Below are 17858 nucleotides of genomic sequence, written 5' to 3' on the forward strand. Positions count from 1 at the left end.
ATTTATGTTTTGGAGAAAGCTTAACTTGTTGTTTAGGGAAAAACTGGGGAAGGGGAGGAGGAAAAGAAAAAGGATGCTGAGGGACTTCCTTGTCGCCTCACGGGGGAGAGGGGTTTAGGGCTAGGGTTAAATAACCCAGATTTCTACCCGGCGATTTTTTATCTTTGAGCTGGAGTTGTTGGAGGCTACCGGCAGATAGGCACCAAAGCCCTGAACCGGTGCTGTATTAATCTGGTGATCCCTTAGAGCGGAGCGAACGGTAACTGCGCGTAGTTTTGATAAAACGATTGAACGCCCCTCACTGACTTTCTCATCGCCAAACCCGATCAATAGCAGTCGCTTGTGGCTGTTCTCAGGCTTTTGCATAAAGCGGACAAGTCGCTGAATATCCTGTTTTGCCTTGTTATCTAAAGAGGCGCTGCCTTCAGAGAAACGGAAGTTAATGCTCAGGCGCTCTGCATTTTCCGTTAATTTCAGGTATTCGCTGGGCCCATCCCGGTTGGCTTCAGGTTTTACACCGATTGGCGTCTGCGCGACAAATCCAGTGGCCTTTACCAGCTCCTGCCCCTGCTCGCTCTGCACAAAGTGCAGGAACTCTTCGGCGACGGGTTTTAAACCGTAAGCAGCGGTATAGAGGAATAGACGGCGGGAGAGGGGGTAATCCTCGGTTGCGATTGTCAGATGCTCTGGAGCTTGCGGTTGGGTGTTCTGGTCAGATACCGATACGGCCTTGGCTCGTCGAATAGACGCCAAGCCGACAAATCCAATACTGTTGGGATTCGCCGAAACACGGTCTGACAATTGATCATTCGATTCGAAGCGTTTTGCATTAGTAATAAGGGAGTGCTTTTTCCCGAGCACCAAGCTTTTAAACGTATCCCAGGTGCCGGACTGATTATCTCTCGCCAGAACTTTGATACGACCTTTCCGCCCGCCCACTTCAGACCAGTCGGTAATTTTCCCGGAAAATATTGCTGCTATTTGTTGCAGGGTTAATTGAGTAATGGGGTTTTTAGGGTGAACAATAATGGCGAGTCCATCGATAGCAATAACATGTTCTGCACCTTGACCGCGCATATCTCCAAAGCGACTCAGGGCTGCGTGCTCAGCATCTTTTATTGGTCGCGAAGCCATGGCGATATTGGCCTGGGACCGTTCAAGGCCTTTAAATCCAGTGCTTGAACCGTGTGCCGCAATATCGACATAAATTTTATTGCCACCGAGATCCCCCTGTACTCGAACCTCATTTTCTTTCTCTAGAGGAATAACCTCCAGATTACTGCCACCACGGGCTTCGAGGTAATCGCTCACCAGGTTGGGCGCCAGCTTTGCACCGACAGTGTTGGAGCCATGTAAAGTAAAAAGCAGGCCCGATGTGTCGGGAGGGAAGCGGGTTTGGGCTGTGGAAGTAGCAGCAGCCAAGGCCACCCCAAGAAGAAGGAGGGAAAGGGTTTGCTTTAGCCGGCTTAAGAATACGCTCATAGTAATTCGACCGTAAGGTGGTAAAACGAGGGCGCAAAATATGACTTAATTGTGACAAATTGATGAAATATTGATTGCTAAATTACGCAATTGTCTCATCGTGAGAGATAGGTAACTTTAGCGGGGTTTATTTGAACAATTGAAGTATGGGTAGTTAAGCTTTCGTAAAAGCTTGCTCTATGTTTTAAAACACAATAGGTCAAACAGGTGTTTAGAGGCCCCCGTGAAGGTGTATTAGAGCCTCTAAAATTTGAGTAAGTTAAAAAGCGGGAAATAACCGGCTAATTAGCACTGGCAGTGCAGTTTCTACCCGCAAAATACGTGGACCAAGGTGAACGGATTGAAAGCCTGCTCCCTGGAGCTTCTCGACTTCATAGCTGATAAAGCCGCCTTCAGGGCCAATGGCTAAAGTGGTCGGTTGCTTTATGTCCACAGGGCAAGCCGTTCCCCCTACTGGATGAGCCACCAGTTTACGGGAGTCACTGGAGAGGGAAGGGAGTTCGTCTTCGACAAACGGTTTAAAGCGTTTGCGCAACAGAATTTCCGGCATTTGCGTATCGACAGCCTGCTCTAGTCCGAGCAGGCATTGCTCAAAGAGTTTGTCTTCCTGCAACCAGGGAGTTTGCCAGTAAGATTTTTCGACCCGGTAACTATTAATTAAAACCAGTTTTTTGACTCCGAGTGCAGTCAAATGCTGGATAACCCGCTTGAGCATTTTGGGGCGAGGCAGGGCCAAAATAAGTGTGAGAGGTAGTGGCTGGGGCGGATCGGTTGCGAATGCCACTTCAAGCTCAACGCACTTCTCGTCGAGCGTAACAATCTTGCCACTACCTATTTGCCCGTCGAGCAGTCCGACACGAAGTTGTTGTCCCGGCGCTGCTCTGTGAACCTTGGTGATATGCTCCAATTGGCGTCCACTAAGGCGGATGCGACTGGGACTAATAAAGTTGTGCTTTTGTAAAACAATCAGGTTCAAAGTCGGGCGCCTTGGTACTTCAATTTATAACGGTGTCGATGCTATGAGGCTGGATTAGCTGGTTTGAGTTGAGGCAATCGCGCCTTTGCCAATACCTTCGTAGGCTCTTACGGTAATCGCTTTCCCAGGCTCTTTAGCCGCCAGGGTGTTGGCGATATATTGGGCCAACTGCTCCACCGTGGTATCACAGTCAAGAATTTCACAAACTTTGGCAGGGATGGACAGGGTGAAGTTTCCCTGTTGTGCACTGTAAGCAAAGTTATGGATATCCTCACCGCGATCATCGGCAGTTGTTGAAACCAGATCCTCGCGAGTGCCCAGGTAGATATCTTCCCAGCGCTCAGCCCAGTACTTTTCCAGCTCTGTATCGCGTTGGCCACCCGTCATGATCTGAATGCGTGAACGGTGTCCATGGGCGATACGTTGGCAGTTACCAAGGTGTTTTTTCAGGCCATGGCTGTAGTGGTAGAAGGCATCTTCAATCACTTCACAGTGGAAGCTGAGCTTGAGCTTCTCCACGCTATCGGGGAAGTGGCTGGCCAGCTGCTGAACACACCAGACGGCGACGCTCTCAGGAGTAATTACCTCGGCGTCCACTAAGGCGAAAGCTTGTTCTGGACCTGACACTTTAATAGAAGCCCCGTTTTCCAGTAGCCAGGCCAGGTTAACCTGGTCTCTATTGTGCTCCAGGGTCAGTTGGGGGGAGCGGGTAGGTACCAGGAGGCGGTGGTCGACTTGATCATCCAGCCAATGCCTCAGGGTCTTTTTCACTATGCCAAAGTCGCAAACCATCCCCTGTTCATCCAAGGCGCCATCGAGGGCTGCGTTTGCCAGCCAGGTCTCGCCTACGATGCCTCGTCTTGAGTCGAGGTAGCTGAAGTCAACGTTGGTTAAATTATCGACAAACAAGTGCATGAGTAACTCTTTGCAGGGGGTGAGATAGTAGTCGTTCATTATAACCTGTTAATAGGGCTGGATCTTATTCGTTTATGCCTCTATAATCGCGCCCTCTTCGGATGCACTGACACCGAAGATCGTTGTGGCGGCCCTCCCGGTCCCCTCGCAATGAGCAGCTGTGAACTCCGCCAGGCCCGGAAGGGAGCAACGGTAGCAGTGGTATCATGTGCCGAGGGTGTTGCTGGTTGGGCTGCCTCCAATCTTTTCCTTCTTTGTTTCAAAAACCTTTCCCTGAAAAATCCCCGTTGAGAGTGTTTTGCTCGACCGTGTCCTGGGTTTTTACTCTTTTCCTCACCAAATTTTTTCCCGCAAAGACGATATAAAAGGGGATTTTGTGTCGATCTGGCTCGATCTTCGGCCTTGCCGTCGCTGATTGTGTGGGGCTTATGCTATAAACGGCGTCAACTATAAGCAGATCTAAAAATGATTCTTGAGGAGAAAATGAAAAAAGTTGCTCTCTCGATAGCGGTTGCTGTTGCACTGTCTGCCTGTGACAGTGGGCAGCAAGCGGTAAAACCGGTTGGTGTAGCCCAGGCGACTGCGGAAAGCCCATCTGATAATTCCCAGCTGACAGCCAAAGATGCGCAAGCTTTCCTAAATGATGCCCAGGCTCGCTTGGAAAAAATGGGGCAAGAGGCAAGTCATGCGGCTTGGCTTGCTTCTACCTATATCAATATTGATTCCCAATATGTAGAGGCTTTGGCTTCAGAGCGATACACCACCCTGGCAGTGGAGCTGGCTTCAGAGGCCGCCAAATTTAACGACCTGGACTTGGACCCGGATACCCGTCGCCAGTTGACCATGTTGAAGCAGGGTTTGGTTTTCCCCGCGCCGAAAGATCCGGCATTAACTTCTGAGCTGGCGCAAATTGGCTCAAAAATGCAGGGCATGTACGGTGCCGGTAAATACTGCCGCGAAGATGCTGGTGAAGAAAAGTGCTATACCCTGACCGAGATGGGGCAGGTGATGGCGACCAATCGCGATCCTGAATTGCTCAAGGATCTGTGGGTTGGTTGGCGTAAAGTTTCTCCTCCCATGAAACCTCTGTATGAGCGCCAGGTGGAGATCGGTAATGCGGGCACCAAAGAGCTGGGTTATGACAACCTGAGTGTTTTCTGGCGCTCCAAATACGATATGGCTCCAGATGCTTTTGCGGCAGATATGGATACCCAGTGGGGTAAAGTGAAGCCGTTGTACGAAGCTTTGCACTGCCATGTTCGCGCCAAGTTGAATGAGCATTATGGCGATGACGTAGTGCCGGCTCAGGGTAAGATTCCTGCACACTTGCTGGGTAATATGTGGGCCCAGGAGTGGGGTAACGTCTACGACATCGTGAAAGACGACGACATGCAGGCCCCCTATGATCTGACTCAGCTGGTGGTTGATTCCGGCATGAGTGAAAAAGACATGGTTAAAGTCGGGGAGAAGTTCTTCACCTCCCTGGGCTTTAAGCCTCTACCGGAAACTTTCTGGGAGCGCTCCCAGTTCACCCAGCCTCGCGATCGCGATGTGGTTTGTCATGCCAGCGCCTGGAATATGGACGGGCAGGACGACCTTCGCATCAAGATGTGTATCAATAAAACGGGTGAAGACCTGGTTACCATCCACCACGAGTTGGGCCACAACTTCTACCAGCGCATCTATAAAGATCAGCCTTTCCTCTATAAAAATGGCGCTAACGACGGTTTCCACGAAGCTGTTGGCGACACCATCGCGCTTTCCATCACGCCGAAGTACCTCAAGGAAATCGGTTTGATGAATGAGGTGCCGGATGAAAGTAAAGATATCGGTTACCTGATGCAGCAGGCGCTGGATAAGATCGCCTTCCTGCCATTTGGTCTGCTCGTTGATAAGTGGCGCTGGCAGGTATTTAACGGTGAGGTGAAGCCGGAAGACTACAACAAAGCTTGGTGGAAACTGCGTGAAGATTACCAGGGCATTGCCGCTCCGGTAGAGCGCTCCGAAGAGAACTTCGATCCGGGTGCCAAGTACCATATCCCCGGTAATACACCTTACGCTCGCTACTTCCTGGCGCGTATCCAGCAGTTCCAATTCCACCGCGCGCTGTGTGAAGCCGCTGGTGAAACCGGACCGCTGCACCGCTGCTCCATCTACCAGAATGATGAGGCTGGTAAGAAGCTGCGCGCTATGTTGGCAATGGGTGCAAGCAAGCCCTGGCCGGATGCTATGGAAGCGCTCACTGGTCAGCGCGACCTGGATGCTTCCGCCATTATCGATTACTTCCAGCCGCTGATGGCGTACCTGGAAGAGCAGAACCAAGGGCGTCAGTGCGGTTGGTAATCTGAGCTTTTAGTTTGTCGGTATTAGAAAAAGGGGCTTTGCCCCTTTTTCTGTTTTAAGCGCACGTGAATTATGAACTCTTGAATATTATTAGTTGTGAGGCTCAGTTGTTAGTGGACTGGGGGTTGCTCTTCCTCTGAATCCAGGAAGCTGGCAGCAGCATTTAAAAATGCTTCCAGTGGGGGGTGCAGAGACCCGGTGCCGACTTGGTAGCGGTTCATGCTTTTGTGGGCCAGGCCGGAGTTGATGGTTGGTGTCGTACCGGTTCTAATGATTTTCAGCAGGTCAAAACCAAATGGTGCGCCTCTACCCTCAATGCCTGGAGTAACGACAAAGTCGCTCTCAGAGTGACACACATCATACATTTTCAGTATGTTGTCGATGTTGTCTTGGTATGTTCCTGAGAATGTTTTGTGGATGCCGCCAAAACCCATAGTCTCTGTGATGGCGCTGTCTCCCATGTCCCGGTTGACATCTGCGGGAGTGATTCCTGGCATTAACAGTCCGTGGCCAACCCCGGCCAAACCGGTAAACCAGGCCTTGTCCAACCCTGAAACTTGAATACCAAATTCCGTCCCGTTGCGAGCCATGGTTGTGATAATACTGCTGTGAGGAATACCGCTGCCGGCATCGGAAATAACTTTGCAAGTGGCCATGATTGGATTTAACGGGAATGTCTCATCCTTGTAGATTTGGTTGGTAATCCTTTCAATATCTTTTCGCTTTTTACTGGCCCGAATAACTCCTGGCATTAAAATTCTGGAGAAAATCAGTGTGGCGGCATTAGTCATTACATGGCAGTCGTCTCCCATAAGGAGGCTGCGGCCAATTATAGGTACAAAATCAATTCCGCCTTCATCTTGGATTGCTTGATTTAGTACGGGGGCAATTTCGTCCTCTATCCAACGAAGGTAATCGATGGCCTCTTTGTCATACACGCCAAAGCGAATAGAGCTGCCGCGGTAATCGGCGCGATCATCACTAAGGTTGGAATAAGCCCGATTGCCGGATAGCTTATCTTCGACAATATACACAGACATTGAATGGGTAATAATGCCAGCCATGGGCCCGACCGCATTGTGGTTATGGCAGGGCTCAAGATCAACTCGGCCTTCCTCCATAATCCGCTCCGCTTCAGCTTTATTTTTAGCCAGGCCTTCATAAATCAGACCGGCAATGATTGCGCCTTTTAACGGTCCAGATGCCCGCTGCCAGGTTATTGGGGGGCCGGCATGCAGGACTAAATTTTTTCGCATTCCAGGGATGTTGTCACTGGCTTTGCCTATCCCAATCAAAATCGGCACAGCCTGCTTCATGCGCTTAATGGATTCGTCATTCGCTTGCTGATTGAGAGCTTGGAACTCAGGGGTTGCCAGTTTATGGAGGATTTCTTCGGTGCTGGGCCTGAATTCAATATCTGTTCTCATCCCTACTCCCCTGAATTTAATAACTCAGCATATTGTTCAGTAACGATGTTCATATTGCGTAGCATCAGATCAGTGGTGCCGGTGATTACCTGTATTTGGCGTTTTTCAGATATTTTCATGTCTCCCTCAAACCCTCGGCTGGCGTAACTCAGGTGGTCTTTTGCTTTGCGTAGATTGTCATTGATCTCTGGCGTATTGAGGGGGCTCTCCAATAGCTGATTCAGTCGGTTGGAGTATTCGGAGAGATCTTCTTGCAATCCGGTTTCGGCATCATCCAAGGATACTTCCCAAAGTTTAGCAGCGTAGTTCTTGGCGATTCTCTGGGAGAGCATACGCTGGCGGCCGGCGATATTAATGAGTTCGGCGCTGTTGTGATTGGCGACTTGTTGGAGTTGGACCACATAGGTGTGGGCAGCAGAAAGAAGGGAGTTGCTGCGCTGAAATAATTCGCTGGCGCTTTGTTTATTGACGGGTTGTAAGGCGACAGACTCAAACGCTTTCCATTCTCTTTCAACTTTAACAAGTTGATCCCTGATCTTTTCTGCGCCATGAAAATTATTTAGTTTCTCGTGATTCTTTTTAAATTCGTGAATTGATCGGGTAAATACCTTTTCGTGGCGCTCTGCATCCGGTTGAATCCCGCGCAAGATGTAAGTCTGGGTGATGCGTTGGGATAGCATTCTTTGTCGACCAGCCGTATTGATGGCGTCTCCCATAGAGAAGGCTGCGACATCCAGGCTTAAAATTAACAAGATAAATACTGCTGACAACTTCATGATTTTACTCTTGTAGTTTGACTTACTTCACAATTTAAGTGGGTTTGATGTTTGCAATGCATGCGTGAGCCCTCTCGGTTAATGAGAGGTTGCAGAGGTATTACGGAGTTATTCAGAGATCCTTGAGTAACAGTGATGTGAGCTTATAGGGGCTGCTTTCTGAATAAGGCGATTTTGAACAATATTGATAAGTTAAACAAATAAGCTCCAAATTCCATTGATTGAGCAAAAATAAATAATTTAAATACGTTGTTAGGGAATATGATTTTGCAAACTCATCTGGTTTTAGGATTTGACGTTCCTTATATCAAATTTAAGGATGGAGATATCTAACCCTTTTTTTCGGTGTTAACGCTTTGGTGGTATTTGGATTGGGGGGGAGGGGGAGTTTTCTGGTGAGTGGATTGTTGTGGGGTTAATGGAGGCTTAGGTGAGGAGGATAATAGCTGGAAATAAAAAAGGCCCTACCAGGGGTAGAGCCTTCTTCTTATCAGATCTAAGGTGACTTAGAACTGGTAATTCAGAGCCAAGCTGAACAGGTAAGCTTCGGTCTTGGTGGTGCCACCATCGAAGTAGGTAATCAGGGTGTCATCAATGTTGTTAGCTTCCTGAATAACTTCGTCATCACCCCAGATATAGGCGAAAGCACCATCAACAGTGAGTTTGTCAGTCAGTGAGTAAGTGCCGCCAACAGTCAACCACTGGCGATCAGTGTCAGGAATAGACAGCGTACGCCAGGTAATCGGGAGATCTTCATCTACCAGCTCTGAGAGCTCTTCAGTTTCTTCGCGGTTTAAGCCGTCACGGGCTGCGCCTTGGTCGTAAGCGTAACCAAAGCGGAAGGTCCACTCGTCATTGCGGTAGTATTCACCACCGATGCTGAAGCGAGAACCGCTCTGGAAGTTTTCTTCTTTCAGCAGAAGTGGGTTGTAGTCTTCACCAGCGGAGGGGATAAAGGCTTCGAGGCGCTCGAAACGGTCCCAGTTGGTCCACATGTAGCCTACCGCCACACCCCAGTTATTGTTGAAGCGGTGGTAGAAGCCCAGCTCCAGGGTGTCAGGCAGGTTCAGGGTCAGGTTGCCGGAGGTATCGTCAAAAGAATCCAGCGGGTTCGGAGCGATATCGGAGCTTACTTCACCCTTGATTTTGGGGTCGTACTTAGCGTGGTAAGAAATACCTGCGCGAGTGTTGTCGCTGATGCGCCACAGGCCGCCGATGGTCCAGCTCAGGTCCCAGGCATCCCCTTTTACGTCCAACACGGTGGCGCCGGCGGGGTTAAATCCTAAGACGGGTTCTACAACGTCACCGATCAGGAAGTCATCGGGGAAGGTGGTGTTCAGTTCTGCATCAACGTAGAAAATATTCGCTGCCAGGCCAATGCTGAATTGATCGTTAAAATCGTAAGCAACAGATGGCTGGATGTTTACGGTCAGCAGAGAGGTTTTGTTGGCGATTGTAGTTGCAGGGAAGTTATCCGGGAAATCAGTTTCCAGGCCAAAGTCGGTGTACATGGCAAGGCCCCAGGACCACTCATCATTGATGGGGGCGGCCAGGTAGCCGTTGGGGATTACCGCGCTGGTGGCGTAGTCTTTGGCGCTCGCGGGAGTTTCGAATCCCAGGTAGCCAGTTTCCTCACTGCCGACATAGTAGGTGACATCACCATCAACATCGATTTCGGGATCAACGTAAGTCGCACCAAGAGAAATGGTGTAAGTATTGAATAGAGCTGAACCGGCTGGGTTGCGCGCCAGAATTGCAGCGTTGTCGCCGATAGTGTTTTCGGCAGCAAATGCGCGGCCAAGGCCTGTTGCACTGGTTTCCTGCAAGTAGAAACCTGCAGCCATAGCGCCTTGGGAAACGGAGCTGATAGCTGCGGCCAGAACTGCGTGTCGCAGGTATTTTTTATTCATGAGAACCCATCTCTAAGTCTGCTGATTACTGAAAGCCATAAACAGGTTGGAAAAAACTCTGCCATGGCAGGAAGGCCTTTAGACTTATATAAGTACCTTCCACTTCCGTAGCAAATCCCTTACTAAAAAGTCTAGCAATACGTCATTGCCCTAGTGAGGGAGAGGAGTGACTTTATAAAGACAATGGGGACAAAAATCTATCCAAGTCGACGGATTTTTTTTCATCAGTCGAAAATGTGGCCATTTATTGGCTGGCAGCGACTTTTTCGCCGTTGATGGATAAATTTGTCAGGTTGATTTGATACCTTTTGCCATTTTCTTCTCTTTGGATAAGTTTCACCAAAGCGTAGTTCCATTGCGGTGCGATCCAGACAGTTGTCTCTCTTCCTGAGTCTTTATCTCTCACTCGAGCGACTTTAATTGTCTCCACCGGGCCCAGAGGTGTTTTTAGGGTTTCAGTGCCAACTTGACTGAATTTGTAATCGCGAATTTTTTTGCCGTCGGCAACTTTGTATTGAAGGTCTGTTTTTCCAGCGGCGACATCGAGTGCCAGTTGGATTTGATAGCTCACCTTGTCAAGAATATTGGGTGGGGCGTCTTTGAGATCCCGCTCCGGATTATGGACGTTAAAGATCATACCTTTTGACGGTTCGAAATTAAGCACCGTGGCGCGATTTCGACCAAGGCCTTTGCGGCGATATTCGTAATGTTGGGGGGTGATATGGCCATCCTGGCTGGTAAAGCGAGAGTACTCTTTAATGCTGGCAAAAAGGGCGCTGCTATCGAAGTCCAGACGCCAGTTGCCGTCCTGTCCCGACAATTCCCGAGTGGCGGTAATGCTGATCCCATTAAATCGGGCGGCGTAAGTGGCTTTGAAAGGTTCCAGCTCAGCAGCAATTGCCTGGCCGGTAATCAAAAAGAGAAACAGAGAGGTAGCAAAAAGGCGCACTGTGATATCCCACAAAAAACTGAACCCTTTTGAATACTAGCTGGCGAGGCGCGCAAAGTACATTGAAGGACTTTTACCCCGCCAGCTATCAAAGGCTGGTTTTATGCGGAAACCTGAACTCCGTGGTGAGGTAGTAATTCACCATCCAGCTGAACTCGATCATCCGCCATTTGCAGGCGCTGTTGGGCAAACCAGGTAACGGCCATTGGATAAATGATGTGCTCTTGAACCTGCACTCGCTTTGCCAGTAGCTCAGGAGTGTCTCCCTCCTTAATAGGAACGATGGCCTGGACGATAGGTGGCCCGCCATCGAGTTCCTCGGTGACAAAATGCACGGTTACGCCGTGTTCTTTGTCCCCGGCTTCCAGTGCCCGCTTATGGGTATGCAGGCCCTGGTACTTCGGCAGTAAGGAGGGGTGAATGTTGATCAGGCGGCCGTTGTAGTGGCGCACAAAGTCGGGTGTCAAAATACGCATAAACCCAGCCAGTACAACCAAATCTGGTTTGCACTTGTCGATCTCTTCGATCAAGGCGTGATCGAAGGTTTCTCTGCTGGAGTAATCCCGGTGATCCACCACAGAGGTGGGAACGCCTGCCTGTTCTGCGCGAGTCAGCCCATAGGCATCTGCCTTATTACTGACAACTGCAGTCACGGAAAAAGGCGCGTCCTTTTGTGCGGCGGCGTCCAGCAGAGCCTGCAGGTTGCTGCCACTACCGGAGATTAATACGGCAACTCTACAAGACATTACAGCCCCGCCAGCTCTACTGCTTCCGCCCCTTCTTTGGCATCTTCAATAGTGCCAACGACAAAGGCGTCTTCGCCCATTTGCTTGAGAGCGGATAGTGCCGACTCGGATTGCTCTGCAGGCACGCAAATAACCATGCCAACACCGCAGTTAAACGTGCGGTACATTTCGCGGCTATCGATATTGCCTGCATCACGCAGCCAGTTAAATACAGGAGGCATTTCCCAGCTAGTGACATCAATACGTGCGCTGCAGCCTTCGGGCAGTACGCGGGGCAGGTTTTCCAGTAAGCCGCCGCCAGTGATATGGCTTAGCGCATTCACCTGGGAGGTCTTCATTAATTGCAGCAGGTTTTTAACGTAAATACGGGTCGGGGCCATCAACGCTTTGGCTAGGGTTTCACCGCCGATGTCCTGCTGGAGATCGGCACCGCTGACTTCGAGAACCTTGCGGATCAGGGAGTAGCCATTGGAGTGGGGCCCACTGGAGGCCAAGCCGATCAATACGTCGCCAGCTTTAACTTTGCTGCCGTCGATGATTTCAGATTTTTCTACGACACCGGTGCAGAAGCCTGCCAGGTCATAATCGTCGCCTTCGTACATGCCGGGCATTTCGGCAGTCTCGCCGCCGACCAGTGCGCAGCCTGACAGCTCACAGCCTTTACCAATGCCGGTTACCACTTCTGCAGCAATATCGACATTGAGTTTGCCGGTTGCGTAATAGTCGAGGAAGAAGAGGGGTTCAGCCCCGGCTACGATCAGGTCATTCACGCACATGGCGACAAGATCGATCCCAATGCTGTCGTGAATGCCCAGGTCCATTGCCAGGCGTAATTTGGTACCTACACCATCGGTGCCAGAAACCAAAACCGGCTCTTTATAGCCGCTTGGAAGTTCACACAGGGCGCCGAATCCGCCCAGTCCGCCCATTACCTCGGGGCGGGATGTGCGTTTGGCGACATTTTTGATGCGCTCTACCAGTGCATTACCTGCGTCGATATCGACACCGGCATCTTTATAAGAAAGGGACGTTTGCGTAGATTGCGGCTTGGAATCGCTCATGATTCTTCCTGCGGTGGGTATTCGAAGGGCGCGTATTCTATCTGGGTCTTGCCTTGGTAGCCACGCCCAGACGGCATCTCGAAGGGGGATTTCGGCATTTTCTCGCCATTTGAACTGTGAAATCACTCCGATAGTGAGAACTCGGGGCTGAGAGAAACGTCTGACGCTGATACAATAGCCGCAATTTTTAGTCCGCCCTAAAATCTGGCGTCTTGCACATCGATAATAATTTCTGCAAGCTCAGGGGCGGAAAATAAGAGGTTTGGAGAGAAGTCCTATGCACAAGCTGCTCCGGCAGGGATTGGTGTTGCAGTTGCTGGCTCTGATCATCAGTGTTCTAGCCCTACCGGTTCAAGCTCGAGTCATCTCGGATTTGTACGAAGTTGTCGAGGCTGTGTCGAGTCGCGGAGCCACGGATCGTACAGCAGCCGGAAGTCGCGGCCTGGAACGTGTGTTCGTACGTGTTACGGGAGATGCCGCTGTCGGTAGTAACCCAAATGTGCAGCCGGTATTAAAGAATGCACAGCAGTTTGTTCAGGGGTATCGCTATACCCGGGAGGACAATCAGCTCTACTTGCACCTTTCCTTTGATCCCCAAGCGATCTCCCGGCAAGTTAATCAATTGAACTTGCCGATGTGGCCTAACAATCGCCCCGGCACTCTGGTGTGGCTTGCAGTAGATACGCTGCAAGAGGGTCGCAGAACTCTGAGTGAAGAAGTGACCCCGGAGCTCTTCTCTGTCCTCGAAGCTATGGCTATCGAGCGCGGTGTCCCCCTGGATTTCCCGGTAATGGACCTGAATGACCAGCGCAATATGCCCCTGGGAGCTCTCTGGGCCCAGGATGAGCAAGCAGCTGAGAAGGCGGGTTTTCGCTATAGTCCCGACGCCACTTTGATGGGCCGGGTGCTTCAAGCTTCAGGCCATCGCTGGCAGGCAGATTGGCTGCTAATTCACGGCGGTCGCAGCTATGCCTTCGATACTGCCGGAGGTTCGCTGGAAGAGGTCGCTCTGCGCGGCGTTAATCAACTGGCCAATATTCTTGCACAGCGCTATGCGGTGTCCCCGAATGGCCAGGACAATCAGTTGGGCGCGGTGATTGTTGAGTTGTCTGGTATCGACAGTTTTGCTGATTATGCTAAGGCATCTGGTTATCTACAGGGGTTGGCACAGGTCAGCAGTGCTAACCTGCTCTCTGTTGAAGGGGACCGAATGCGCCTGGCACTGGTCACTTCGGCAGGGTTGAGCAATTTGCGTGATACCCTGGCTCTAAACCATAAATTGCGAGCACAAGCGGACGGAGACGCCATTAACCTGAATGGATACCGTTCACCCTTGGGCAGCGCTGAGAATCCGTTGCGCTATCACTGGGATTGAGATGAGTATTCCGCAACAATTGCCGCTGGGGGTATCCCTGCGGGATGACGCCACTTTTGATAACTTCTACCTGTCGGATTCAGATCCAAATCGACAGGTAGTTGCCCTGCTGCAGTCTTTTGCCAGTGGCGAGAATCCCGAGTCTGTAATTTACATTTGGGGTGAGGCGGGTAGTGGTATTAGCCACTTGCTTCAGTCTGCTTGTCAGTGCGCAGAGGCCAATGGTCGCTCTTTCCATTATCTCCCTCTCGCAGACCTAATGAATATGGACCCGGCTGTTATTCTCGACGGACTCGAACGCCTGGACCTTGTCTGTATAGATGACGTTCATTTGTTGGAGGGGCAGCCCGAGTGGCAGACCGCTATTTTCCATCTCTATAACCGAGTTAAGGATGGCGGCAGGCAATTATTAATGGGGGCTCGCAAGTCACCCCGCGGTATGGATATTGCCCTGGCTGATTTGCAGTCACGCCTGCACTGGTCCCTGGTATTCCAGCTCAAAACCCTGAATGACAGCGATAAAGTTGCCGCCCTGCGCCGTCGCAGCCGCCTGCGCGGTTTTGACCTGCCGGAAGATGTGGCCCAGTACATATTGCACCGCGCCCCGAGGGATACTCGAGCACTCTTTCTGTGTCTGGAGGAGCTGGACCGGGCTTCACTTATGGCTAAGCGTAAAATCACCATTCCTTTTGTTAAGCAGGTTTTGGATATCTGACCCCAGCACCGGGCTCTGGCCGACCTGCTTTAGTCTCCTGAGCTCATTTGGGCTCCTCTGCCTTGTGTTTTAGCGACACTAGACGCTTTTTCCGTCTATTAAGGTTGGTGTTTACTCACTCCACCTTCCCCTATCTACTCCTGCGCCATCTCCTTCACCTGTGTATTTTCGTGTGAAATCTGCTCTGCTCACGATACCAATTTGAGGCAGCGAGTGGGTTTATGGTGAGTCTTGCCCCTGTTTGCTCCCAAATGTCTCTGGTTGAGGGCAGCGTTATGCCAAACATTCATAAAATCCTGTATGTCAGCCATGCTGCTGAGGATGAAAGCAGTGGACTCATGCAGGCTTTTGCAGTGGCGCGCAATCATCAGGCGGAGATAAAGGTTTTACTGGTCTGTCCGAAGGTGCCGGAAGGGTTTGAGGAGTTTAGTCGGCTCTGTGTGAGGACAATGCTTGATAGGGTCAGGAGGGAAATTGAGTCGGCCCGCGTACATATGGAGTTATCGGCGGAAAGGACCAACTTGGAGATTGAGTCAGATTGTGGTGCCCGACCTGCCGAGCGGGTGATCCGCCGGGTATTGGCTGAGGGCTATGACCTGGTGATCAAGAATGTTGAGGGTCGCAGCCAGCTTAAGGGCTTCAAGGCAATGGATATGGATCTGCTGCGAAAGTGTCCCTGCCCGGTATGGCTGTGCCGCCCAATCAAGGAACATCGCAACAAGATTCAGGTGGCTGTAGCTCTCGACCCTGAATGCGAGGATGGCAGCACTTATGACTTGGCGATCCGGTTGTTGCGCTGGTCGCGAGTACTCGCTGACAGTTGCAGTGGGGTGTTAAATATTATTTCCTGTTGGGACTTCGATATCGATGAATACTTGCGGCGCCATTTTCCCTTGAGCGCTTCTGAGGAAGAGTTGGATGAGGCCACTGAATCAGCGCGGGCCCAGCACCGATCAAAGCTCGATGTATTGATACGTGCATCCGGAATTGAGGGGGAAACACGTATTCACCATGTGGTTGCCCATCCAGATAACTTTATTCCATTGCTGATTGATGAAGAAGGTCTCGACTTGCTGGTTATGGGCACTGTTGGACGGGCGGGTATTCCCGGTTTCATTATGGGGAATACTGCAGAGAATATATTGCAGAAGGTCAGTTGCTCCCTGCTGGCTCTGAAGCCCAGTGACTTTGTATCGCCGATAAAATAGTTGTGAATTATGGGTCTAATTCAGCTTGGCCCCTGCGCTGATCGCTCTATCGGAATTCTCTGCTGCGGGAGTTGAGGTGATCCTGATACCGGGACAAAATTACAGCTAAGAATTCGGGAGAAATATAATGATTAAGACTATTGCCAAATGGTTTGGCGGCTTATTTTTCGTGGGGGTTTTGGCAGTTTCTGCTTTTGCTATTAATGCAGTTTATTTCAAGCCTTGGTCTATAGATGTATTTTTTGAGCGTGTCTTTATAAAAATCGGCAGTAGCAGTCCGGAAATCCTTTCACAAATTAGAATTTTGGAACAATTTGGAATTGATGGACACAATGCGCATCTCGATGATTTGTCTGAAGAAGAGCAGTTGCGTGTTATTGAAATGATGAAGAGCGAGCTGGCGGTATTGCGCAGCTATGATCGCGAAAGTTTGGAAGGGCAGCAGGCCATTTCCTATGATGTGTTAGAGCATCTTCTCAGTATAAAGGCAGAAGTTGAACGCTGGAGGCACCATGATTACCCGCTTAACCAAATGTCGGGTGAGCAGAATAGGTTGCCGGAGTTTCTCGCTGAAGTACATCAGATCAACAATGTAAAAGAAGCTGATTATTACTTGTCTCGTCTGGGAGAGGTCGGACGTAAGTTTGATCAATTGCTGGATGGTCTGAAGATAAGGGAAGAGAAAGATATCCTGCCCCCGCGCTTTGTTATCGATAGTGTTTTAGAGGAAATGCAGGGTTTTATTGCCGCGCCGGCAAAAGAAAATATACTTTATACCTCATTACTGGAGCGACTTAACAAAATTGAAAAGCTGGATAAACAGGAGCGGGAACGTATTCTCAGCCAAGCTGAGTTGCTGATTGGTACAGAAGTTTACGCCGCGTATCAAGGGCTAATCGATTATTTCAGTACTCTCCGGTTAAAAGTTGGAGAGAACAATGGTGTTTGGGCATTGCCGGATGGGGATGCCTACTATGCCTATCAGGTACGCAACTTTACCAGTACAGATATTGCACCGGAGGAACTCCATCGTATTGGATTGGAAGAGGTTGCAAGAATTGAAACGGAAATGAATGAAATTTTTTCATCCGTTGGTAGAACCAGTGGCACTATTAGCGAACGTTTCTCTGCACTGAATAATGATCCCCAGTTTCTTTATGAGGATTCAGATTTAGGTCGGGAGAAAATTATTGCCGATTACCAGGTAATGATTGATGAAATTGATGCAGGCCTGGGTGACTATTTTGATTTAAAACCCAAAATGGGTGTTGAGGTGCGCCGAGTCCCAGAGTTTAAAGAGCAAGGTTCGGCGGGAGCCTACTACAACCCTCCAGCAATGGACGGGTCTCGCCCCGGGGTATTTTATGCAAACTTGCGGGATGTTCATGAAACCAAAAAGTTTGGAATGCGTACCTTGGCTTACCATGAAGCGGTACCTGGGCATCACTTCCAGTTGGCAATTGCACAAGAGCTAAAAGGTGTGCCGACTTTCCGTAAAATGGGGTTGTTTAATGCTTACTCGGAAGGGTGGGCACTGTACTCCGAGAAGCTTGCTAAAGAAGCCGGTTTCCAGGAAAACCCCTATGATGATTTGGGTCGGTTGCAGGCGGAAATGTTCCGGGCTGTGCGGTTGGTTGTGGATACTGGAATGCACTATAAGCGCTGGAGTCGCGAGCAAGCGATTGAGTATATGCTGGAAAAGACCGGTATGACTGAGTCCGAAGTCACCACCGAGATCGAGCGATATATGGTTTGGCCCGGTCAGGCACTGGCCTACAAAACCGGTATGCTGAAGATTCTTGAGTTGCGTGAACGCGCTAAAGAAGCGCTTGGTAGCCAGTTTGATATCCGCCAGTTCCACAATGTAGTTCTCACCAATGGCGCTTTGCCATTGGCAGTGTTGGAGCAGCAGGTAGATCAGTGGATAGCAACCAACAAGAGTTAGGATTCACTTTTGTAGAGTATTCGGCTATAG

14 protein-coding genes and 1 other RNA gene are annotated in these 17858 nt (G+C 50.2%); 6 read left to right on the forward strand and 9 right to left on the reverse strand.

The features are described from left to right. Positions 1 to 126: 126 nt before the first annotated feature. The 3 genes from ACJJIZ_RS08320 to ACJJIZ_RS08330 form a co-directional block, all read right to left on the reverse strand. On the reverse strand, positions 127 to 1482 hold the full coding sequence (locus tag ACJJIZ_RS08320) for a substrate-binding domain-containing protein (protein ID WP_444915809.1): 1356 nt from the start codon (positions 1480 to 1482) through the stop codon (positions 127 to 129). A 259-nt stretch (positions 1483 to 1741) separates the two neighbouring features. Next, positions 1742 to 2458: a 16S rRNA (uracil(1498)-N(3))-methyltransferase gene (locus tag ACJJIZ_RS08325; protein WP_444915810.1), complete on the reverse strand. Its 717-nt coding sequence runs from the start codon at positions 2456 to 2458 to the stop codon at positions 1742 to 1744. Positions 2459 to 2512: 54 nt separating this feature from the next. Beyond that, positions 2513 to 3412, reverse strand: a complete 900-nt coding sequence (locus tag ACJJIZ_RS08330) for a 6-carboxytetrahydropterin synthase (RefSeq protein ID WP_444915811.1) — start codon at positions 3410 to 3412, stop codon at positions 2513 to 2515. A gap of 95 nt (positions 3413 to 3507) precedes the next feature. Here ACJJIZ_RS08330 and ffs point away from each other — a divergent pair. Both ffs and ACJJIZ_RS08340 read left to right on the forward strand, forming a co-directional pair. After that, positions 3508 to 3605: signal recognition particle sRNA small type (ffs, locus tag ACJJIZ_RS08335), an RNA gene on the forward strand. A gap of 251 nt (positions 3606 to 3856) precedes the next feature. Beyond that, positions 3857 to 5716 (forward strand): M2 family metallopeptidase, encoded by a 1860-nt coding sequence (locus ACJJIZ_RS08340; protein ID WP_444915812.1) that lies wholly within the window; start codon positions 3857 to 3859, stop codon positions 5714 to 5716. A 110-nt stretch (positions 5717 to 5826) separates the two neighbouring features. Here the strand turns inward: ACJJIZ_RS08340 and ACJJIZ_RS08345 are convergent, their stop codons facing one another. The 6 genes from ACJJIZ_RS08345 to purM all read right to left on the reverse strand — a co-directional run bounded on the left by ACJJIZ_RS08345 (position 5827) and on the right by purM (position 12585). After that, on the reverse strand, positions 5827 to 7143 hold the full coding sequence (locus ACJJIZ_RS08345; protein WP_444915813.1) for a YlbE family protein: 1317 nt from the start codon (positions 7141 to 7143) through the stop codon (positions 5827 to 5829). 2 nt (positions 7144 to 7145) lie between these two features. Then, on the reverse strand, positions 7146 to 7919 hold the full coding sequence (locus tag ACJJIZ_RS08350) for a type IV pili methyl-accepting chemotaxis transducer N-terminal domain-containing protein (protein WP_413664788.1): 774 nt from the start codon (positions 7917 to 7919) through the stop codon (positions 7146 to 7148). Positions 7920 to 8425: 506 nt separating this feature from the next. Next, on the reverse strand, positions 8426 to 9829 hold the full coding sequence (locus ACJJIZ_RS08355; RefSeq protein ID WP_444915814.1) for an OmpP1/FadL family transporter: 1404 nt from the start codon (positions 9827 to 9829) through the stop codon (positions 8426 to 8428). 244 nt (positions 9830 to 10073) lie between these two features. Further along, entirely contained in the window at positions 10074 to 10778 is a 705-nt protein-coding gene (locus ACJJIZ_RS08360; RefSeq protein WP_282931679.1) for a DUF3108 domain-containing protein, read from the reverse strand. Between the two features lie 101 nt (positions 10779 to 10879). Then, positions 10880 to 11524, reverse strand: a complete 645-nt coding sequence (purN, locus tag ACJJIZ_RS08365; RefSeq protein WP_444915815.1) for a phosphoribosylglycinamide formyltransferase — start codon at positions 11522 to 11524, stop codon at positions 10880 to 10882. Further along, positions 11524 to 12585: a phosphoribosylformylglycinamidine cyclo-ligase gene (gene purM / locus ACJJIZ_RS08370; protein WP_444915816.1), complete on the reverse strand. Its 1062-nt coding sequence runs from the start codon at positions 12583 to 12585 to the stop codon at positions 11524 to 11526. Before purM ends, purN begins: the two co-directional genes overlap by 1 nt. 277 nt (positions 12586 to 12862) lie before the next feature. Here purM and ACJJIZ_RS08375 point away from each other — a divergent pair, with 277 nt between their 5' ends. From ACJJIZ_RS08375 to ACJJIZ_RS08390, 4 genes are all read left to right on the forward strand, one after another. Further along, on the forward strand, positions 12863 to 13960 hold the full coding sequence (locus ACJJIZ_RS08375) for a DUF2066 domain-containing protein (RefSeq protein ID WP_444915817.1): 1098 nt from the start codon (positions 12863 to 12865) through the stop codon (positions 13958 to 13960). Position 13961: 1 nt separating this feature from the next. After that, the gene (gene hda / locus ACJJIZ_RS08380) at positions 13962 to 14675 is read left to right on the forward strand and encodes a DnaA regulatory inactivator Hda (RefSeq protein WP_282931683.1); all 714 of its coding nucleotides are present in this window, start codon (positions 13962 to 13964) and stop codon (positions 14673 to 14675) included. Between the two features lie 275 nt (positions 14676 to 14950). After that, on the forward strand, positions 14951 to 15883 hold the full coding sequence (locus tag ACJJIZ_RS08385; protein WP_444915818.1) for a universal stress protein: 933 nt from the start codon (positions 14951 to 14953) through the stop codon (positions 15881 to 15883). A gap of 127 nt (positions 15884 to 16010) precedes the next feature. After that, positions 16011 to 17828: a DUF885 domain-containing protein gene (locus tag ACJJIZ_RS08390; RefSeq protein ID WP_444915819.1), complete on the forward strand. Its 1818-nt coding sequence runs from the start codon at positions 16011 to 16013 to the stop codon at positions 17826 to 17828. Positions 17829 to 17858: the final 30 nt, after the last annotated feature.

It is taken from the genome of Microbulbifer maximicatervae (SeqCode) (assembly GCF_052467225.1).